The sequence below is a fragment of the Paenibacillus sp. J22R56 genome, from assembly GCF_056269375.1.
On record NZ_JBWDNV010000002.1, the window covers coordinates 26,443 to 43,751 of the forward strand.

The 17,309-nt window shown below is 46.0% G+C and carries 17 protein-coding genes; 6 read left to right on the forward strand and 11 right to left on the reverse strand.

Annotated features, from left to right (window positions below):
- Positions 1–161: 161 nt before the first annotated feature.
- Positions 162–368 carry a small, acid-soluble spore protein, alpha/beta type gene (locus AC0YNT_RS03860; protein WP_475803434.1) on the reverse strand — a complete coding sequence of 69 codons (207 nt, stop codon included), beginning with the start codon at positions 366–368 and terminating at the stop codon, positions 162–164.
- 217 nt (positions 369–585) lie between these two features.
- Here AC0YNT_RS03860 and AC0YNT_RS03865 point away from each other — a divergent pair, with 217 nt between their 5' ends.
- Positions 586–885, forward strand: coding sequence for a phasin family protein (locus AC0YNT_RS03865; protein ID WP_441889741.1), 300 nt, complete (start codon positions 586–588; stop codon positions 883–885).
- A 14-nt stretch (positions 886–899) separates the two neighbouring features.
- The gene (locus AC0YNT_RS03870) at positions 900–2,567 is read left to right on the forward strand and encodes an ABC1 kinase family protein (protein ID WP_475803435.1); all 1,668 of its coding nucleotides are present in this window, start codon (positions 900–902) and stop codon (positions 2,565–2,567) included.
- Positions 2,568–2,622: 55 nt separating this feature from the next.
- Here the strand turns inward: AC0YNT_RS03870 and AC0YNT_RS03875 are convergent, their stop codons facing one another.
- From AC0YNT_RS03875 to AC0YNT_RS03910, 8 genes are all read right to left on the reverse strand, one after another.
- Positions 2,623–4,320, reverse strand: coding sequence for a CotH kinase family protein (locus AC0YNT_RS03875; RefSeq protein ID WP_475803436.1), 1,698 nt, complete (start codon positions 4,318–4,320; stop codon positions 2,623–2,625).
- A 20-nt stretch (positions 4,321–4,340) separates the two neighbouring features.
- On the reverse strand, positions 4,341–5,051 hold the full coding sequence (locus AC0YNT_RS03880; RefSeq protein WP_475803437.1) for a DUF4956 domain-containing protein: 711 nt from the start codon (positions 5,049–5,051) through the stop codon (positions 4,341–4,343).
- 4 nt (positions 5,052–5,055) lie between these two features.
- A complete protein-coding gene (locus AC0YNT_RS03885) occupies positions 5,056–5,766 on the reverse strand; it encodes a polyphosphate polymerase domain-containing protein (protein ID WP_475803438.1) in 711 nt (236 codons plus the stop codon).
- A 171-nt stretch (positions 5,767–5,937) separates the two neighbouring features.
- On the reverse strand, positions 5,938–7,392 hold the full coding sequence (locus tag AC0YNT_RS03890) for a sensor histidine kinase (RefSeq protein WP_475803439.1): 1,455 nt from the start codon (positions 7,390–7,392) through the stop codon (positions 5,938–5,940).
- The gene (locus AC0YNT_RS03895) at positions 7,389–8,066 is read right to left on the reverse strand and encodes a response regulator transcription factor (RefSeq protein WP_475803440.1); all 678 of its coding nucleotides are present in this window, start codon (positions 8,064–8,066) and stop codon (positions 7,389–7,391) included. Before AC0YNT_RS03895 ends, AC0YNT_RS03890 begins: the two co-directional genes overlap by 4 nt.
- Before the next feature lie 132 nt (positions 8,067–8,198).
- On the reverse strand, positions 8,199–8,891 hold the full coding sequence (locus AC0YNT_RS03900; RefSeq protein WP_475803441.1) for a metal-dependent hydrolase: 693 nt from the start codon (positions 8,889–8,891) through the stop codon (positions 8,199–8,201).
- A 224-nt stretch (positions 8,892–9,115) separates the two neighbouring features.
- The gene (locus tag AC0YNT_RS03905; RefSeq protein ID WP_475803442.1) at positions 9,116–9,622 is read right to left on the reverse strand and encodes a VOC family protein; all 507 of its coding nucleotides are present in this window, start codon (positions 9,620–9,622) and stop codon (positions 9,116–9,118) included.
- Between the two features lie 228 nt (positions 9,623–9,850).
- Positions 9,851–10,627: a Cof-type HAD-IIB family hydrolase gene (locus AC0YNT_RS03910; RefSeq protein ID WP_475803443.1), complete on the reverse strand. Its 777-nt coding sequence runs from the start codon at positions 10,625–10,627 to the stop codon at positions 9,851–9,853.
- 216 nt (positions 10,628–10,843) lie between these two features.
- Here AC0YNT_RS03910 and AC0YNT_RS03915 point away from each other — a divergent pair, with 216 nt between their 5' ends.
- A complete protein-coding gene (locus AC0YNT_RS03915) occupies positions 10,844–11,773 on the forward strand; it encodes a manganese-dependent inorganic pyrophosphatase (protein WP_475803444.1) in 930 nt (309 codons plus the stop codon).
- A gap of 54 nt (positions 11,774–11,827) precedes the next feature.
- Here the strand turns inward: AC0YNT_RS03915 and AC0YNT_RS03920 are convergent, their stop codons facing one another.
- Both AC0YNT_RS03920 and AC0YNT_RS03925 read right to left on the reverse strand, forming a co-directional pair.
- On the reverse strand, positions 11,828–12,331 hold the full coding sequence (locus AC0YNT_RS03920; RefSeq protein ID WP_475803445.1) for an N-acetyltransferase family protein: 504 nt from the start codon (positions 12,329–12,331) through the stop codon (positions 11,828–11,830).
- 120 nt (positions 12,332–12,451) lie between these two features.
- A complete protein-coding gene (locus AC0YNT_RS03925; RefSeq protein WP_475803446.1) occupies positions 12,452–12,937 on the reverse strand; it encodes a C40 family peptidase in 486 nt (161 codons plus the stop codon).
- Positions 12,938–13,227: 290 nt separating this feature from the next.
- Here AC0YNT_RS03925 and AC0YNT_RS03930 point away from each other — a divergent pair, with 290 nt between their 5' ends.
- The 3 genes from AC0YNT_RS03930 to AC0YNT_RS03940 are packed head-to-tail and all read left to right on the forward strand — an operon-like array spanning position 13,228 to position 17,309.
- On the forward strand, positions 13,228–13,701 hold the full coding sequence (locus tag AC0YNT_RS03930; RefSeq protein WP_475803447.1) for a MarR family winged helix-turn-helix transcriptional regulator: 474 nt from the start codon (positions 13,228–13,230) through the stop codon (positions 13,699–13,701).
- Between the two features lie 3 nt (positions 13,702–13,704).
- On the forward strand, positions 13,705–15,432 hold the full coding sequence (locus AC0YNT_RS03935; protein WP_475803448.1) for an ABC transporter ATP-binding protein: 1,728 nt from the start codon (positions 13,705–13,707) through the stop codon (positions 15,430–15,432).
- Positions 15,429–17,309, forward strand: coding sequence for an ABC transporter ATP-binding protein (locus AC0YNT_RS03940; protein ID WP_475803449.1), 1,881 nt, complete (start codon positions 15,429–15,431; stop codon positions 17,307–17,309). Before AC0YNT_RS03935 ends, AC0YNT_RS03940 begins: the two co-directional genes overlap by 4 nt.

The window sequence follows — 17,309 nt, forward strand, 5'->3', positions numbered from 1 at the left end:
GTTATTTACGATGGGGCTAATTCATTTTACCGATTTTCAGCTCCAAATGGAAGTTCATGCTTAAATGATTTCATAAAAAACAGAGCTAATCCCAATAGGCAGTAGATCTGCCGGGTTCAGCCCTTGTCGTATTTGTATAAAAAAGCTTAAAACACAGCTTACTAGAAACGGCCAGCGATTTGCTGCTCTGCAAGCTGGACGAGACGTTTCGTAATAGATCCACCAATAGACCCCATCTCACGAGTGGTCATATGGCCGTAATAGCCATCAGCGGGGAGTGTTATGCCAAGCTCTTGTGCGATCTCGTACTTTAATTGTTCGAGTGCAGCGCGAGCTCCCGGGACTAACAATGATTTGCGGTTCGACATCTGTTTCGGCCTCCTGAAATGAATTACTATTCGTGATGATTCTTGCATCGTAAGCGTAAGCTTCTTTGACGTTATTATGCGAAAAGCGAAAAAGGATTATTCGTTAATTCCTCCTGATTTTACCGATAATGGTTCACTTGCTCAGGTGGATGACTGTAATCGGGCCAAGTTGCATAAACTGGATATATTCCATAATGGCTGGTTAGGAGTGATTACAGTGAAAGATTTGTTCGGAAGGGCTGTATCGTTTGGACTTGGATTTGCGGTGACAAGTAAGGAGCAGCTAGAGAAGCTGGCAGATGAATGGGTGAAAAAAGGTGAGATCACTAAAGCCGAGTCCTCCGTTTATGTTGATGAGCTTCTGAAGAAAGGCGAGGAAACACGCAATAAGATTGAAGAAATGATCCGAGATCGGGTCCAAGCGATTGTTGGAGAAAGATATGTGACAAGGGAGCAATACGAACAGCTTGAGCAGCGAGTGGCGGCGCTGGAACATAAAGAAACACCTGTTGATTGAACTGAGGCGCATGTATGAGCATAAAATCGAAATTCCGGCATTTGCAGCGGTATAGGGAAATTGCCATCGCTTTTGTCCGCAACGGCTTTGGGTATCTTGTCAAAGATCTGGGGCTGCCGGATACCGGTTTGCTGCTGCATGGCGGTGAAAGACAGGACATTCGTAAACGCGGAGTCGGCGAGCGGCTTCGCATGTTTCTAGAGGAGCTTGGTCCAACATTCGTAAAGCTTGGTCAAATGGCAAGCATACGGCCTGATCTTATTCCTGCGGGAATCATTGCAGAGCTGGAACGACTGCAGGATCATGTTCAGCCTTTCTCTTACCTGGAAGCAGTACATATTATTGAAGATGAGCTTGGTTCACCAATTGAGCGTTTATTTGCCGAGTTCAGTGAAGTGCCGCTGGCGTCTGCTTCAATCGGGCAGGTCTATCGAGCGAAGCTGATGGATGGCACCCACGTCGCGGTAAAAGTGCAGCGTCCGTACATTCAAAAGGTCATTGAGACCGATCTGGATATCTTGTCCGAGCTTGCAAGGGTAGCTGAAAATCGCTTGGAATGGGCGCGTAACTATCGGCTTCGCGATATGATGGATGAGATTTCAAGAGCACTGAGGGCTGAGCTGGATTATGGGCTGGAAGCCCGCAATGCGGAACGGTTCGCCCAGCAAAGCAGCAAGCTTGATGGTGTGATCATCCCGGCGATCTATTGGGAATATTCCAGTAAGCTTGTTCTGACCATGGACTATGTGGAAGGAATTAAGCTGTCGGATCGTGAACGTCTCGATAAAGAGGGACATGATTGCAAAAAGCTTGCTGAGCGATATTCCAAAGCGATTTTTCATCAAGTACTTGTCGATGGGTTTTTCCACGGGGATCCGCATCCAGGCAATATGCTCGCTTTACCCGATGGGACCTTGGCTTTTCTTGATTTTGGGATGGTCGGACGATTATCTCCGGATATGAAGCAGCATTTTGCCACATTTGTTATTGGTCTGCGCAATCAAAGTACAAGTACAATCATTCGGGCGATTAATGGCATGGGGTTTATCCCGGAAGATACGAATAGGAAGGCGCTTCGAGCCGATGTTGACGAGATGAGGGACAAATATTATGAAGTGCCTCTCAGCCAGGTAAAGCTAGGCGAATCCGTTAACGAGCTGTTTGCGCTCGCTTTCCGTCATGGCATACGTATCCCGTCTGAACTGACTTTGCTTGGTAAAACCTTTTTGACGATGGAAGGGGTAGTAACGGCGCTGGATCCCGATTTCAGTGTGTTTGATGTTGCGGAGCCATTTGGCCGTAAGCTGGTGATCGAGAAGCTGGATCCGCGCCGGCTTGCCCGGAAGTGGATGGATGATCTTCCTGATTATTTGGAGCTGTTATCGGATCTTCCGCTCAGCTTGCGTAGTGTGCTCAATTCCATGCGAAAAGGCAGGCTAGGGCTGGATCTCGCGATTCCTGAGTTAAATGCTGTCCTGAAAAAAATGGACCAAATCAGCAATCGGCTGAGCTTAAGTATCGTGCTGTTGTCGTTCAGCATTATTATGGTGGGCCTCATTATCGGCTCATCGATGGGGCATCAGAGTACGGTGCTGTGGAATATCCCGGCGATTGAGATTGGGTTTGGGATTGCGACTGTATTGTTTGTTTGGTTGATTGTGGCGATAATCCGGAGCAGGTGAAAATGGAGGAACAGTAGAAAGGAGCAGGGAAACCCTGCTCCTTTTTTGTATTGAATTATAATCTTCTGCGGTTGAAGTACTTGATGAACAAGCAGGACAGGATCAACACGATTATAGCAATGCCAGCTGTTGCTGCTTCTTTGGTGTTGTCTTTCTCGGTCGTTTGACCGCCCATATTACCGAAGGCTGGCATACCACCGCCGCCGCCTTGGAACCCTCCCGGCGGTTGGCCTATATCACCGCCTTGGAACCCTCCCGGCGGTTGGCCCATATCGCCGCCTTGGAACCCTCCCTGTGGCTCGCCAGCACCGCCGTCTTGAGCTGCGCCTTGTTTGTTATCGCCGCCAAACATGGCACCAATGTCACCTCCAGGCATGCCCATACCGCCGCCGCTGCCGGAGCCGTCGCCGGAAGAGGGAATCGTGCCGTCGAGCTGATCCTTAATGTTGGTTACAGTGCTCGTATTTGTCGAGATCAGCGATGTGATGCCTTGTTCGTATTCCTCATACGTGTAGAATGAGGACGGATCTGCTTTCACATAGGAAGAGATCATATCGTTCAATTCATTCACGCGAGTCTGGAATTGCTCGTCAGACAAAAAACCATCGACTATTGTCTGCAGTATGTCATGATATTTCGCTTTGTACTCGTCTTCAGCGAGCAGCTTCGCGACCAGCGGTCGGTCGGCTACAGCGCTTTGTGTCGGCTCGTCGATCAAGAGGCTGCTAGTCCTTGCACCAGAACCGCCACCTTGAGCTTCACCTTGAGCATCGCCTTGAGCTTTGCCACCGCCACCGCGGCCTCCCATCATATTCCCCAACCCGCCAAACGCCATATTATAATCCCATGGCAGGATCGAGAACACTCCTTCATTTTCGTACAAATAATAGTTTTGCTTGGTGCTGCCAAGATAGCTGTCCATATTATTGGTTGCTGCATTCAGCGCGATATAACCTAAAGCATCGTTAACGTCGATATATTTTTCTAATTCCGTACCATTGTTCAGCTCATCCAACATGTCGATCAGAATATTGTTGTTGGACGACTTCGATTTCTGTGTAAGGCCCGGATAAGAATCCAGCTTATCATCAATCCACTTCAGGTCACTGCCGGTGCTCATAATCGCTTTGTACAGTGTTCCGTACGCATTGCCGAAGTTGCGCTCCAGATAGGAATCTCCAACCTGCTCAACGGCCAGATAGAATCCCCACAGCTCGTCATTTACATAAACGTTCACATAGGAGAACTTCGGAGTAGGCAATCCCATCTGCTCCGCTAACTCATAGGTTAGAAATTCCCGCATGTAAGTGGGATCGCTGTAGTTGTTGTTAAGGTTGATTTTGCTAATGCCGTCTAGCGTTTGATTGACATATTCATCGAATGAAATCTTAAAGCTGTAACGGTCGGAATCATCCATACTTACGACACTTGCCAAGCTCAGATTGCCTTTGGCGCGAATGCCGACATTATCGAAATGCCGCCCGTTGTAATCAATGGATGCCGTATGAAATTCCTCGGCGCTGGCGTTATCGATAATCCCCTGGAAATCATCTTTATCCATCGTAATTTTGACGTCTACCACTTTATCCTTTGGGAACACGCTTTCGTCTAAAAATTGCTCTTCCTCGGAGTTAGCCGCCCGGATAGCGGCATTCCCCTCGTCATTGTTATCCACTGTCGGCTTAGCGCCGCATCCGGTCAAACCGATGATCAGGACGATGGAGAAGAGCGTTAGAACAAGCTTCGCTTTCATCTGTAACACCATCCTATCTCTTACGATACGTAATCTCCGTTATAGCTGATCAGAACGGCATGTCTTACGCCGCTAATTTGCGTTAATTCATTAACGAAACTTCCTTCTTTATCGTTCAGGCGAACTTCCAGCGTAATTTCAATGTTGCTAGGAGTAACGTTTTTTTGCTTCACATTGTAACGTTTTACGAGTTTGCTTACTTGATTATGAACCGACTTCTCGGTCTCATCATTCTCGCATTGTACGACAAGCAGGTAAGGAGTCTCAACTTTGCCGCCTTTCACGAACAGGAAGAGGACGAGACCGATGATGATGGAACCAACAATAGCAAGCGTATAGAAGCCTGCGCCAGTTACGATACCAACAGCTGCTGCCCAGAACAGGAAGATCAGGTCAGTCGGGTCTTTAATTGGAGTCCGGAAACGAACGATCGACAGCGCACCGACCATACCGAGCGACAGGACGAGGTTCGAATTGACGGCGAGAATTACGACAGACGTAATAATCGTCATTCCGATTAGAGAGACATTAAAACTTTTCGAATAAAGTACGCCGCTGAAAATCCTCTTATATAGCGTGTAGATGAAAAGTCCGATCAGAAAAGAGATCGCCAGCGTAATGAGCATCTTCCAAATATCGATGCCGGTACTGAAGTTGTCCAGAACGGAGCTTTTGAATAAATCTGTAAACGTTTGTGTATCATTCGAGGTTGCAGTTGTTGTTGTATCCATAATTTTAATAATCCTCCCATGTGTTGTATTTCAGAAACTTGCGGCAGATGACATATTTGGAAGCGGATTGCCGGTTCAGTCCTTCGAGCTGGAGCGCTGATTGGATATAACCCGGGATGTACTCATCATATTTGACTTCCAGAATCATGAGATCTTCATCAATCGCTTTGACTGGGGCTAGCTTAGGATCGAAAATATCAACCGAATGCAGTCCCGTCCTCAAATCCTTGTCAAAAGTAATCCTGACGTTGCCACTCTTGCAGACGTATGGCTCACGGACATAGTCGACAATTACTTGCGGCCGCAGCAGACTGTTTTGGGTCTCGTTGTAAATTTCCATTAACAGAGGCTTGTCCGGCCTATTCAGAACCTCATAATCACCGGCCATAAGTCGGTTGTACATATCTCTTGTCAGCGGCTCTTTCATTTTCGCAATGTAATCTAAGCGCTTAAGCTTCTTTTCAAAATGGATCACATTATCTTCACCGTTATAAATCCGAATCCGATATTTCTTCCGATCGCGAATGCCGCCCAGCTTATCATGGAGTGCACTGTTGTAAATATCGTCAAAGTACAAGCTTCGGATATGGTACTCGCCGGTTGTTCCTACATGCTCATCCGAGCCCATTAAATTTTTTAATCGCTCACGGATTGTGAAATATTGCAAATGATTGACGAAAAATTTAAGCTCATTCCTGAACTTCAGCTTGCTCATTAATAACACCTCATTTCTTGCTCGTGTTTACATTCTCTTAACAATTCATATTGTATAAGCTGAATCTGATGCTAATCTTAAGACTGGCTGAAAGAACGCTGAATGCGTTTGGACCAAATAAAAAGAACTGCCTCGTCATATTGAGATGACGGGGCAGTTCCTTGCCTTTTCTTATTGGAGCGGCAGCTTAAGCTTGAATCTGCTGCCTAAGCCTACAACGCTCTCAACATGGACAGATCCTTGATTCATTTCCATGATGGATTTGGTAATAGCAAGGCCAAGACCGGCACCGCCGGTCTTGCGCGTTCGCGATGATTCACTCCGGTAAAACCGTTCGAACAGATGTGGGAGATACTCCTCGGCGATGCCTGGCCCATTGTCAGCCACTTCAATAACAGCTTGCTGATCTTCCGAGTACAGCGTAAGTGACAGCTCTCCGGTATTCGGATCGGTATGCTGTACCGCATTCAGGAATAGATTGAGTATCGCTTGCTTGATTTGATCGGGATGACAGTAGACCCGGATTTCCCGGCTGAACGATAGATGAGTTGCACGGCTGCCTGCCAACAGACGAAGCTGCGGCTCCATTTCTTGCAGCAGCTGGTCGAGCTGGGTCTCGATTCTTTCAGGCGCAGGAGCTTGGTCCAGCTTCGTTAGAAGCAGTAAATCCTCAACGAGCCTATTAATGCGTTTGGATTCCATTTGCATACTCTTTAAAGCAGATTGGAGCTGTTCAGGTTTCTCAGCGGCTCCTCTAAGCAGCACTTCGATAAACCCTTGTATAGAAGTGAGTGGTGTCCGCAGCTCATGCGACGCATCGGCGATGAATTGCCTCATACGGTCTGTAGTCTGACGTTCAGCCTCAAAAGAATGATCCAAACGCTCCAACATACCGTTATATGCAACGGCTAATTGGTCTACTTCCTGCTGGCCTTGATGCACAGGCAGCCGTTCATTCAGATTAGCTGCATGAGTTTCGCTAACGGTCTGCACGATATTCGACAGCGGCTTCAAGGTGCGGCGAAGCAGCGGGAGATAGAGGGATACACCTGCAGCAAGGGCAAGGACGGATAGACCGATGAAGATAGCCAGCTGTGTCATCAGAACTTGTGTAAGTATGGTAATATTCGAGCCTGCTTGAATGATGCCTTCCGGATTCCCCGGCGGGCCAATGACAAGGAGCACGACGAGCTGCTTCGTTCCATTCTTGTCCTCTACAATCTGATAGCCGCCGGGCTTGCCGCGATGGGGTTCTTGCTCAAGCAGCTCTTTGTATTGCCCGGCTGGCAGCTGCGGCGCTTTTAGCTCATCGTTGCCGGACAGATCTTTAACGATGCCTTCTGTATTAATGTAAGCAAGAGACAAGTCCGGCTGATAAAAAAAAGGTCCGGGCATAGGCTGCTGAAGATCAGTGCCGACAGGTTGCTCAATGCCGTAGATGAACCAGTCGCGAGGGAGCGAGATTAATTGGGCTTCCAGTGCTTCGGCTTTATTTTTATAGAGAAAATCTTTCATAAGAACATATTGCAAAGCTCCTATCATAAGGAGAAGCAGAGCGATGAGTAAGAGTGATCGTTGAAGCAGCTTAAATCGGAGGGAGCGGGGTGAGAACAAATGCCGGGTCATGGCAGATCCACCCGGTAGCCGATACCCCGAAGGGTACGAATCAGGCGGTGCTCCTTATCGCCGAGCTTATCCCTTAATGAACGGATATACACTTCCACAATATTTTCTTCTCCGCCGAAACGGTAACCCCAGACGCTGTCGAGTATTTGTGCTTTACTGAGGACAATACCATTATTGATAACGATATATTTCAGCAGTTCGTATTCGGTAGGGGACAGCTCTAGAATCCGGTCTTGGTAGCTGAGCTCTTTCTTTAAATCATTAATGCGGAAAGACCCGTAAATGGCTTCTCCCAATAAACTTGGGAATTGGTTACGCAGGCGGGCTTTTATACGGGCGAGCAGCTCCTCAAAGCTGAACGGCTTAACGACATAATCATCCGCGCCGAGGGTAAGACCCTTTACCCGATCCTCAATCTCATCCTTTGCAGTGAGCATGATGACGGCTAGGTTAGCTCCGGTATCCTTCACCGCTTGGCATACACCGAATCCGTCCAGTTGCGGCATCATAACGTCGAGGACGAGGACATGCGGCTGAAATTCCTTTGCGAGCTGTAAGGCAGCTGCTCCATCAGTAGCTGTGCGAATCTCGAACCCTTCATTAAGCAGTCCCAACTCCAGGAATTGCAGGATATGAGGCTCGTCATCCGCGAGCAAGATTTTTATTCCATTCATAGCAGTCACTTCTACTTCCGCCTCTCATTGACTTGTTCTATTATTATCGTCGTTTTCAGGCGAAATTTCCTTAACCGGACATAAAAAAATGAAAAAAGCTGTCTTCCTTAAGTCTGGAAGACAGCTTAATTATTAGATAGACAGCTTCTGGCCTGGTTCGAGCAGCTGGCCTTTTAAGCCTTTTGCCTCGAGTGCTTGCACGAAAGCTTCTGCGTCCTGGCGGATAATCGGGAACGAGTTGTAATGAACAGGGATGGTCAGCTTCGCGCCGAACCATTCTGCTGCTTGCAGTGCATCTTCAGGTCCCATGGTGTAGTGATCACCGATTGGAATGAGAGCTACGTCAATGTCATGACGGTCGCCGATCATCTTCATATCTCCGAATAAGCCCGTATCGCCGGTATGGAGAATGGTTTTCCCATCAATCGTAATGATATAGCCGCCTGGCATGCCGCCATAAATAATACGCTGCTCTTCTGCAATTGTAATGCCGGAGCTGTGGAAAGCCTGGATCATCTTCGCTTTGGCGAAGCCTAGATCAACGGTACCGCCAATGTTCATGCCAATGGTCTCGACGCCCTTCCAGGACATATAAGTAGCAAGCTCGACATTAGCAACTACTGGAGCATTATTCGCTTTGGAGATCGGCTCCGCATCTAGAATGTGATCCACATGAGCATGTGTCAGAAGAATGGAGTTTACTTTAATATCTTCCGGTTTAGTGACTGCAAGTTCATTGCCTCTTAAAAAAGGGTCGATCACAAGCGAGTTGTCCCCCGATGAAATCTGTACGCAAGAATGACCGTGGAAAATAATATCTGTCATTGTAACAGCTCCTTAAAAGAATTATCACACAAATAGTCCGGATAAGACTATTCGTGATGATTCTTGCATCGTAAGCATAAGCCTTAAAAGAATTATCACACAAATGGTCAGGATAAGAACATTTGTGATGATTCTTGCATCGTAAGCATAAGCCTTAAAAGAATTATCACACAAATAGTCCGGATAAGACTATTCGTGATGATTCTTGCATCGTAAGCATATGCTTAATCGTTTTGTTGGACAAGTTTGGTGGTAAGTTTAATTCGAATGCTTGAAGGATCGGTAACAAAGGCAGTGCCGTCATCTTGCTGTTCGACGGTTACGCCAGCAGCAAGCAGACGCTCGAGGGTGGAGGACAGTTCGCCATGGTCCGGGTACACGATAGTGTAATAATCAAGACCAGTTAATTGCGGCGAAGGAGCGGGTGCTCCAATTCCTGCCCATATATTAAGCCCAAGATGGTGATGGTAACCGCCAGCAGATACGAACAAGGCTCGCATCTGGGTATAATCGCCGACTATATCAAAGCCAAGCAAGCCATTGTAAAAGGCTCGTGATTCCGGAAGGCCTGCTGTATGAAGATGGACATGGCCCATAATCGCGGTACGTTCGGTTTGATTCAATACCTTGAGTCCAATTATCTCTGTATAGAAGCGAAGAGATTGTGCCAGGTCACTGATTTTAAGTTTTACTTCGCCAAGTTTTGTATCTGGATGAATGCTTATGGACATGATGAAGCCCTCCTTCACTCGGTTACTTTTTGTAAATAAATATAAATAATATATTTAGTGTTGTCAAGTTATGGACTGGTAAAGGGAGGCCTCAGAGACGGGGAGAGCAGGACTTAAAGGGCGCGCTGTCAACAGTCAATGGTTAGTTTGGAAAAAGAAGCCGATTACGATACATGATTACCCGGAAATAAATAAAAACCCGCGGGATCCGCGGGCTGTTCAAGCTCATTATTTAATTAGGCCGGCATGTACAAGTCCTTTGCGAATGCCGCTCTCACTCACATGCGAAGTAATATAGTTGGCGAAAGGCATCAGCTCTTTGTGGGAATTGCCCATAGCAATACCGAGACCAACAACCTCCAGCATTTCTTTATCATTCAGGCCGTCTCCAAAAGCTACAGCTTCCTCTGGAGCGATGTTAAGAAGCTTCAGCAGCGCCTTGATACCTTGAGCTTTGGAGCCGTCATTTGTAAGAACGTCCATAGCCGTCTCATGCCAGCGGATGAACCGCAAACCTGGATTAGCCTCTTCGTATAGATGCTCTTCCTCAGCGGTACAATGTAAGAAGATCTGATAGACATCTTCCTTCTGCCAGAAATCCGGATCGAATCCAGGCTGCGCAACCTGCAGGGATGCAACGGAATTAAAGACATGAGGATGTGACTCCGTATTCCGGTAAAAAGCATTATGCCCTTCATACACAAGGGTATGGTTGTGTGTATTGGCATGCTTCACTAAGATCTCCACGTCTTCGCGAGGAATCGGACGGTGATAAATCGCTTCGCCTTTGTACACAACATAGGCGCCGTTTAGACTAACATAAGAATCAATACCAAGCTTCTCAGCAATTGGAGCGAAGAAATAGGGCGCTCTGCCGGTAGCGATTACGGCAGGAACACCACTTGCTTGCAGTTCGCGGATCGCATCAATTGTATCCTGTGGAATTTGTTTTTCTTCATCAAGTAACGTACCGTCGATGTCAAAGAAAGCAATTTTATAAGACATAAGTAGGCTCTCCTATTCTCTTATTACGGATTTCTATATATTGAGGTACTATACCATCGAATTCTGTTATTAGGCAAGCTTCAAAGGCTGGAATAATCGAGCAAAAGAGCGGCAGGATATGATCTTCTCACGGTGTAAAATAGTAGGAATAAAACGCATAATGCGATATAATCAGTTTTGGGTTTCTATAAATGGGAAATAAGGAGAATGCACACAATGGAAAAAACATTGATCTTCGGACATAAAAATCCGGATACAGATACAATCTGTTCTGCGATTGCCTATGCGGAATTGAAAGCGAAACTTGGTTTTAACGTAGAAGCAGTACGCCTTGGCGACGTAAACGGCGAAACACAATATGCACTGGATACATTCAAAACAGAAGCTCCACGTTTTGTTGAGACAGTGGCAGGTGAAGTAAACAACGTTATTCTGGTTGACCATAACGAGCGCCAGCAAAGCGTTTCCGATATTGACAAAGTTCGCGTTGTTGAAGTTATCGATCACCACCGTATCGCAAACTTCGAGACTGCTGGTCCTTTGTACTTCCGTGCTGAGCCAGTTGGCTGCACAGCGACAATTCTTAACAAATTGTACAAAGAAAACGGCGTAGAGATCCGCAAAGAAATCGCTGGTCTGATGCTTTCCGCTATTATTTCGGACTCCCTTCTATTCAAATCGCCTACTTGCACAGATCAAGACGTAGCAGCAGCTCGTGAGCTGGCTGAAATCGCTGGTGTTGACGCTGACGTATATGGCCTTGAAATGCTGAAAGCTGGCGCTGATCTTCGCGACAAAACAATTGCACAGCTTCTGTCCCTTGATGCTAAAGAATTCTCGATGGGCAGCGCTAAAGTTGAAATCGCTCAAGTAAACGCGGTTGATACGAACGACGTACTTGTTCGCCAAGCTGATCTTGAAGCAGCAATCAACGAAATTATCGCACAAAAAGGTCTTGATCTGTTCGTACTTGTTGTAACTGACATCCTGAACAGCGATTCCATCGCACTTACTTTGGGTTCCAAAGCAGCTGCGGTTGAACAAGCTTACAACATAACGTTGGAAGGCAACAAAGCTCTTCTTAAAGGCGTAGTTTCGCGTAAATCGCAGATTGTTCCGGTACTGACCGAAACTTTGAGCAAATAAGCTTCTATATAATAGAAGAAAGACCGTTTTCTCGTTTGAGAAAACGGTCTTTTTTTACGTTAAGAACAGCACCATATTTTCCTCGTCCCAATATTGTCCTCCGGACTTCATGGCATTTCGTTCAATTCCAAATACCTTAAAACCGCAGCTAGCGTAAAGTTGTTTGGCTGCAGCATTATCGGATATGACGGTCAGGTTGATCTGCTCCAGACCATCCAGAAGGGAGGCTCTTCTCACCAGTTCCTTAATCAAGGCTTTACCTAATCCTTGACCTCGAGCACCTGGTGCAACATACATGGCGTAGATATTTCCTTTATGAATAATTTTTGGTCTGACTTCTCTAACGAAAGTAACCATGCCTACGAGCTGGTTGTCCTCAAAGGCGCCTAAAGTAAAGCGGCCATCTTCAGGTTTAATCTGCTGACGAATCTCTTCTATGGGCCGAGCGCTCTGAATCTTATAAGTGGTTAAGAAGGCCTCGGGGCTGTCCAGCAAAGATTGCAGCCGAAGCTCATGGCAACATTCAGCATCTTCTATATCCAAAACTCTAATCTCCATGTCGACCCCTCCATATGTATCTGCTCTCCCACCAACAATTCCATACGAATGATAAATTATCCTTTAAGCACATAAAAAAATGGCTGAGCTAGAAGCTCAACCATTTGTATGTGAAATAAATTAGTTTAATACGCGGCGTGCAGTTACATATTTGGTATTCCAGTAAGAGCTGGACATATCGGATACAGTTACACCTTGGCTAGTGGAGCTGTGCAGAATTTTTTTAGAACCGGCATAGATGGCTACATGGCTGATGCTGATTCCATTTGTTCTGAAGAATACAAGGTCACCCGTGCTTAGTTCCGTTTTTGGAACCTTTTTGCCAACCGCTGCTTGCTCATTTGCTGTACGTGGCAGGTTAACATCTAGGCCAGCGAACATAAACTTCGTGAAAGAGGAGCAGTCAAAAGCATATGTAATGCCGACTGGGGCACCGTATTTATAAGGTACTCCTAAGTAGTTTTTTCCTTCACTGATTAAAGCTAGGGTTTTTGCAGTTGCAGCCTCTGCATGGTTCGAAGTGGAGCTTAAAGTGAAAGCAGACAATGCGATTGTAGCAAGAATACTTAAAGTCATTAATTTTTTAAGGGATTTTAGTGTTTTCATGGTTGTATGGTTTCCTTTCGTTTGTAAATTCATTCGAATTCAGATTCCATCTTGGCTGGATTTACTATAACACAATCAAAACAACACAAATTCTTACAATTAGAGAAAAAGGCAGGTGGACCATAAGAGCAGGCACCTTTATGAGAAATAAATGAGAATCTCCTAAGAATCCCCTGCAATAAATCTCATTTTGATTGACGAGGGTAAAATGTTGAAATATAATTAGGTAGCCAATTAATATGAGTACTAAAATAATTGGCGACTTACATATTTAAAGTTGAGGTGATTAAATGGCCGGCGGTGGAGAAGAGACCGCAGCGCGGAAACTGATTGAAATGTTTATGCTGTTTAATAAAATGAACTGGAATCATCAGCCGCTGGATCTTAAACAGAAGCATAGTGAGATTCGGCTGTTAGTTGTAATCAAGCGTATGGGCAAAGGGGAAGAAGGAATTAAAGTATCGGATTTAAGCCGGTTTCTGCGCGTAACCTCTCCAACAGTCACACAGTTGCTCAACCGGTTGGAAGAGATGGGACTTATCGAACGTAAAGAGGACCCGAAAGACAGAAGAGCGGTCCTGGTATCCCTGACCGAAGAAGGAGATTTAACTGCTAAGAAGGCATTAAAAGGTTTTCTAGATCGGATGAACGGTCTTATTGAATATTTAGGCGTAGAGGATACTGAGCATTTAACCCGACTGCTTAAGAAGACTACGGCTTATTTCGAACAAATGAATCTGAACGATTCAGGTGGAGATGATTAATTAATGTTGAAATTGTTCCGCTATTTGAAGCCATTTCGGCTATTTGTTATTGGTGTGTTAGTATTCGTCTTCCTTCAGACGTTGTCTGATTTGTATCTGCCAACATTAATGGCTGATATCGTTGACAAGGGTGTCTCGACAGGAGACAAAGCTTATATTTGGAAGATTGGCGGCTTTATGCTGCTTGTAGCGGCTGGAGGCGGGATATGCTCCGTGCTGGCCAGTTATTTTTCGTCGAAATCTGCAATGGGGTTTGGACGGGATGTCCGCACGAAGGTGTTTGGACATGTCGAGAATTTCTCGCTGCAGGAATTTGATAAGATTGGTACGGCGTCCCTGATCACGCGGACTACGAATGATATTACACAGGTGCAGCAAGTGCTTATCATGATTCTTCGTATGATGATTACCGCACCAATGATGTGTATCGGCGGTATTATTATGGCGATTTCGAAGGATGCGAAGCTGTCCCTTGTATTTGTAGTCGTTATTCCGGTGCTTGCAGGCGCTATCTTCCTCGTTGTTCGCAAAGGGATTCCACTCTTTAAAGCCATGCAGGTGAAGATTGATAAGTTGAACCTTGTTCTTCGCGAAGGATTAACGGGTATTCGTGTTATCCGTTCGTTTGACCGTATTAGCTATGAGAACAAAAAGTTTGATGCAGCGAATGCAGATTTGACGGATACTGCGGTACGTGTAAACAAAATTATGGCGGTTCTTATGCCGCTTATGATGCTGATCATGAACATCTCGACGATTGTTATTATCGCAATCGGCGGTATTCGGATTGACAACGGAAACATGGAAATCGGTTCATTGATGGCCTTTATCCAATATGGCATGCAAATCATGTTCTCGCTGCTTATGATGTCGATGATGCTTATTATGATTCCTCGTGCACAGGCATCGGCCGTGCGTATCAATGAAGTACTCGATATGGTACCTACTTTGACAGACAAAGCGGTAACCAAGAAGAATAGCGGTAAAGAAGGGTATGTAGAGTTTAAAAACGTTACTTTCAGCTATCCTGGTGCAGAGCAGCCAGCGCTGTCAGATATTTCGTTCCAGGCAGGTCCAGGCGAGATTACAGCAATTATTGGCGGTACCGGAGCGGGTAAATCTACGCTGGTAAGCTTGATTCCACGCTTCTATGACGTAAATGACGGACAAGTCATCATTGATGGCATGGACATCAGAGATATGTCACAGGAGGATCTTCGTCACAGAATCGGGTTTGTGCCGCAAAAGGCAGTTCTCTTTACGGGCACGGTAGCGGAGAATATTCGTTACGGACATGAAGAAGCAACGGATGAAGAGATCAAACATGCTGCTGCTATTGCACAGGCTTCGGAATTTATCGGCAGGATGGAGAATGGCTATGATGCGCCAATTGCACAAGGCGGCAATAACGTATCAGGCGGCCAGAAACAACGCTTGTCCATTGCACGTGCATTGGTGAGAAGACCGGAGATTTATGTGTTCGATGACAGCTTCTCGGCACTGGATTTCAAGACAGATGCGAAGCTGCGTGCTGCTCTGAAGCCGGAGATTGGCAATGCGACAGTCATGCTTGTGGCACAGCGTGTAAGTACCGTTATGGATGCCGATCGTATTATTGTTCTAGACGAAGGGCGTATTGCGGGAATCGGCAATCATAAAGAGCTTATGCAAACATGCGGTGTCTACAAGGAGATTGTATCGTCGCAGCTGTCTGAGGAGGAGATCGCATGAGCCAACAAAAAGGTAATGGTCGTCCACCGGGCGGACCTGGTAAAGGCCCAGGCATGGGTGGCGGACCTGGTGGATTTGGAATGCCTGTACAAAAGGCGAAAAATTTTAAAGGAACGTTGTTCCGTTTAATGGCTTATTTGAAGCCGCATCAAACCAAGCTGTTGCTAGTATTGCTTACAGCTATACTCAGTACCGTATTTAGTATCGTGAGCCCTAAAATTATGGGTAAAGCGATGACAAAGCTGTATGAAGGTGTTTTTGGGAAACAAGCCGGCGGACCGGGTATTGATTTTGACGCGATTAATCAAATTCTGCTTATTCTTGTTGTCTTGTATATTATCAGTTCCGTGTTCAGCTATATCCAGCAATACTTGATGGCGGGTGTAGCGCAGAATACCGTCTATGATTTGCGTAAACAGGTGAATGCGAAGTTTAACCGGCTGCCGCTCAAATATTTTGACGCGAAGTCAAATGGTGATATTTTAAGCCGGGTCGTTAATGACGTGGATAATATCGCTAATACGCTGCAGCAGAGCTTAACTCAGCTTATTACTTCTGTTATTACGTTGGTTGGTATTATCGTGATGATGCTCACCATCAGTCCACTAATGACGTTGATCGTATTCTTAACGATTCCAGTCAGTTTGGCAGCAACAGCTGTAATTGCAAAACGCTCGCAAAAGCATTTTGTGAAGCAGCAAGCCGAGCTTGGTAAGCTGAACGGTCATGTCGAAGAGATGTATACCGGTCATAAAATCGTTAAAGCTTTTGGCCATGAGAATAAATCGATTGAGAAATTCAATAAAATGAATGATGAATTGTATAATGCAGGCTGGCGTGCTCAATTTATCTCCGGCATCATTATGCCGATCATGAGTTTCATCGGTAACATTGGCTACGTCTTTGTCAGCATCGTTGGCGGTATTCTCGTAACGAAGAGAGCAATCGAGGTCGGTGATATTCTGGCTTTCATTCAATACACGAGACAGTTTACTTGGCCAATTACGCAGCTGGCGAATATTTCGAACGTGATCCAATCGACGATTGCTTCTGCAGAACGTGTATTTGAGCTTCTGGATGAAGAAGAGGAAGTGCTGGAGGCAAATCCTGCAAAAACAGTCGCTCGTCCGAATGGTTCTGTCAAGTTCGATCTGGTGAAGTTTGGTTATACCGCTGACAAAACATTGATTGAGAACATGAACATTGATGTGCAGCCAGGTCAGACTGTAGCTATCGTAGGTCCAACGGGCGCTGGTAAAACAACGCTAGTTAACCTGCTCATGCGGTTCTACGAGCTGAGTGACGGACGGATTACCATTGATGGTGTCAATATTACCGATATGAGACGCAGTAATCTGCGTGGCATGTTCGGGATGGTGCTTCAGGATACATGGCTCTTTAACGGTACAATCCGTGATAATATCGCCTATGGTCGTGAAGGGGCAACGGAAGAGGATGTCGTAAACGCAGCCAAAGCTGCTCATGCCGATCACTTCATTCGGACGCTGCCGGACGGTTATGATACGATCCTGAATGAAGAGGCTTCGAATATTTCGCAAGGGCAAAAGCAATTATTGACCATTGCCCGCGCAATATTGGCTGACCCATCTATTCTTATTCTTGATGAAGCAACCTCTAGTGTTGATACTCGGACGGAAGTATTCATTCAGAAGGCAATGGGCCATCTGATGGAAGGCAGAACAAGCTTCGTTATTGCGCATCGTCTGTCGACAATTCGTGATGCCGACCTCATTCTTGTGATGAACCAAGGCTCGATCATTGAGCAAGGTACTCATGAGCAGCTTATTGAGCAAGGCGGCTTCTATGCGGATTTGTATAATAGTCAATTTACGGGGAAAGCGATTGAGGCTGTGTAA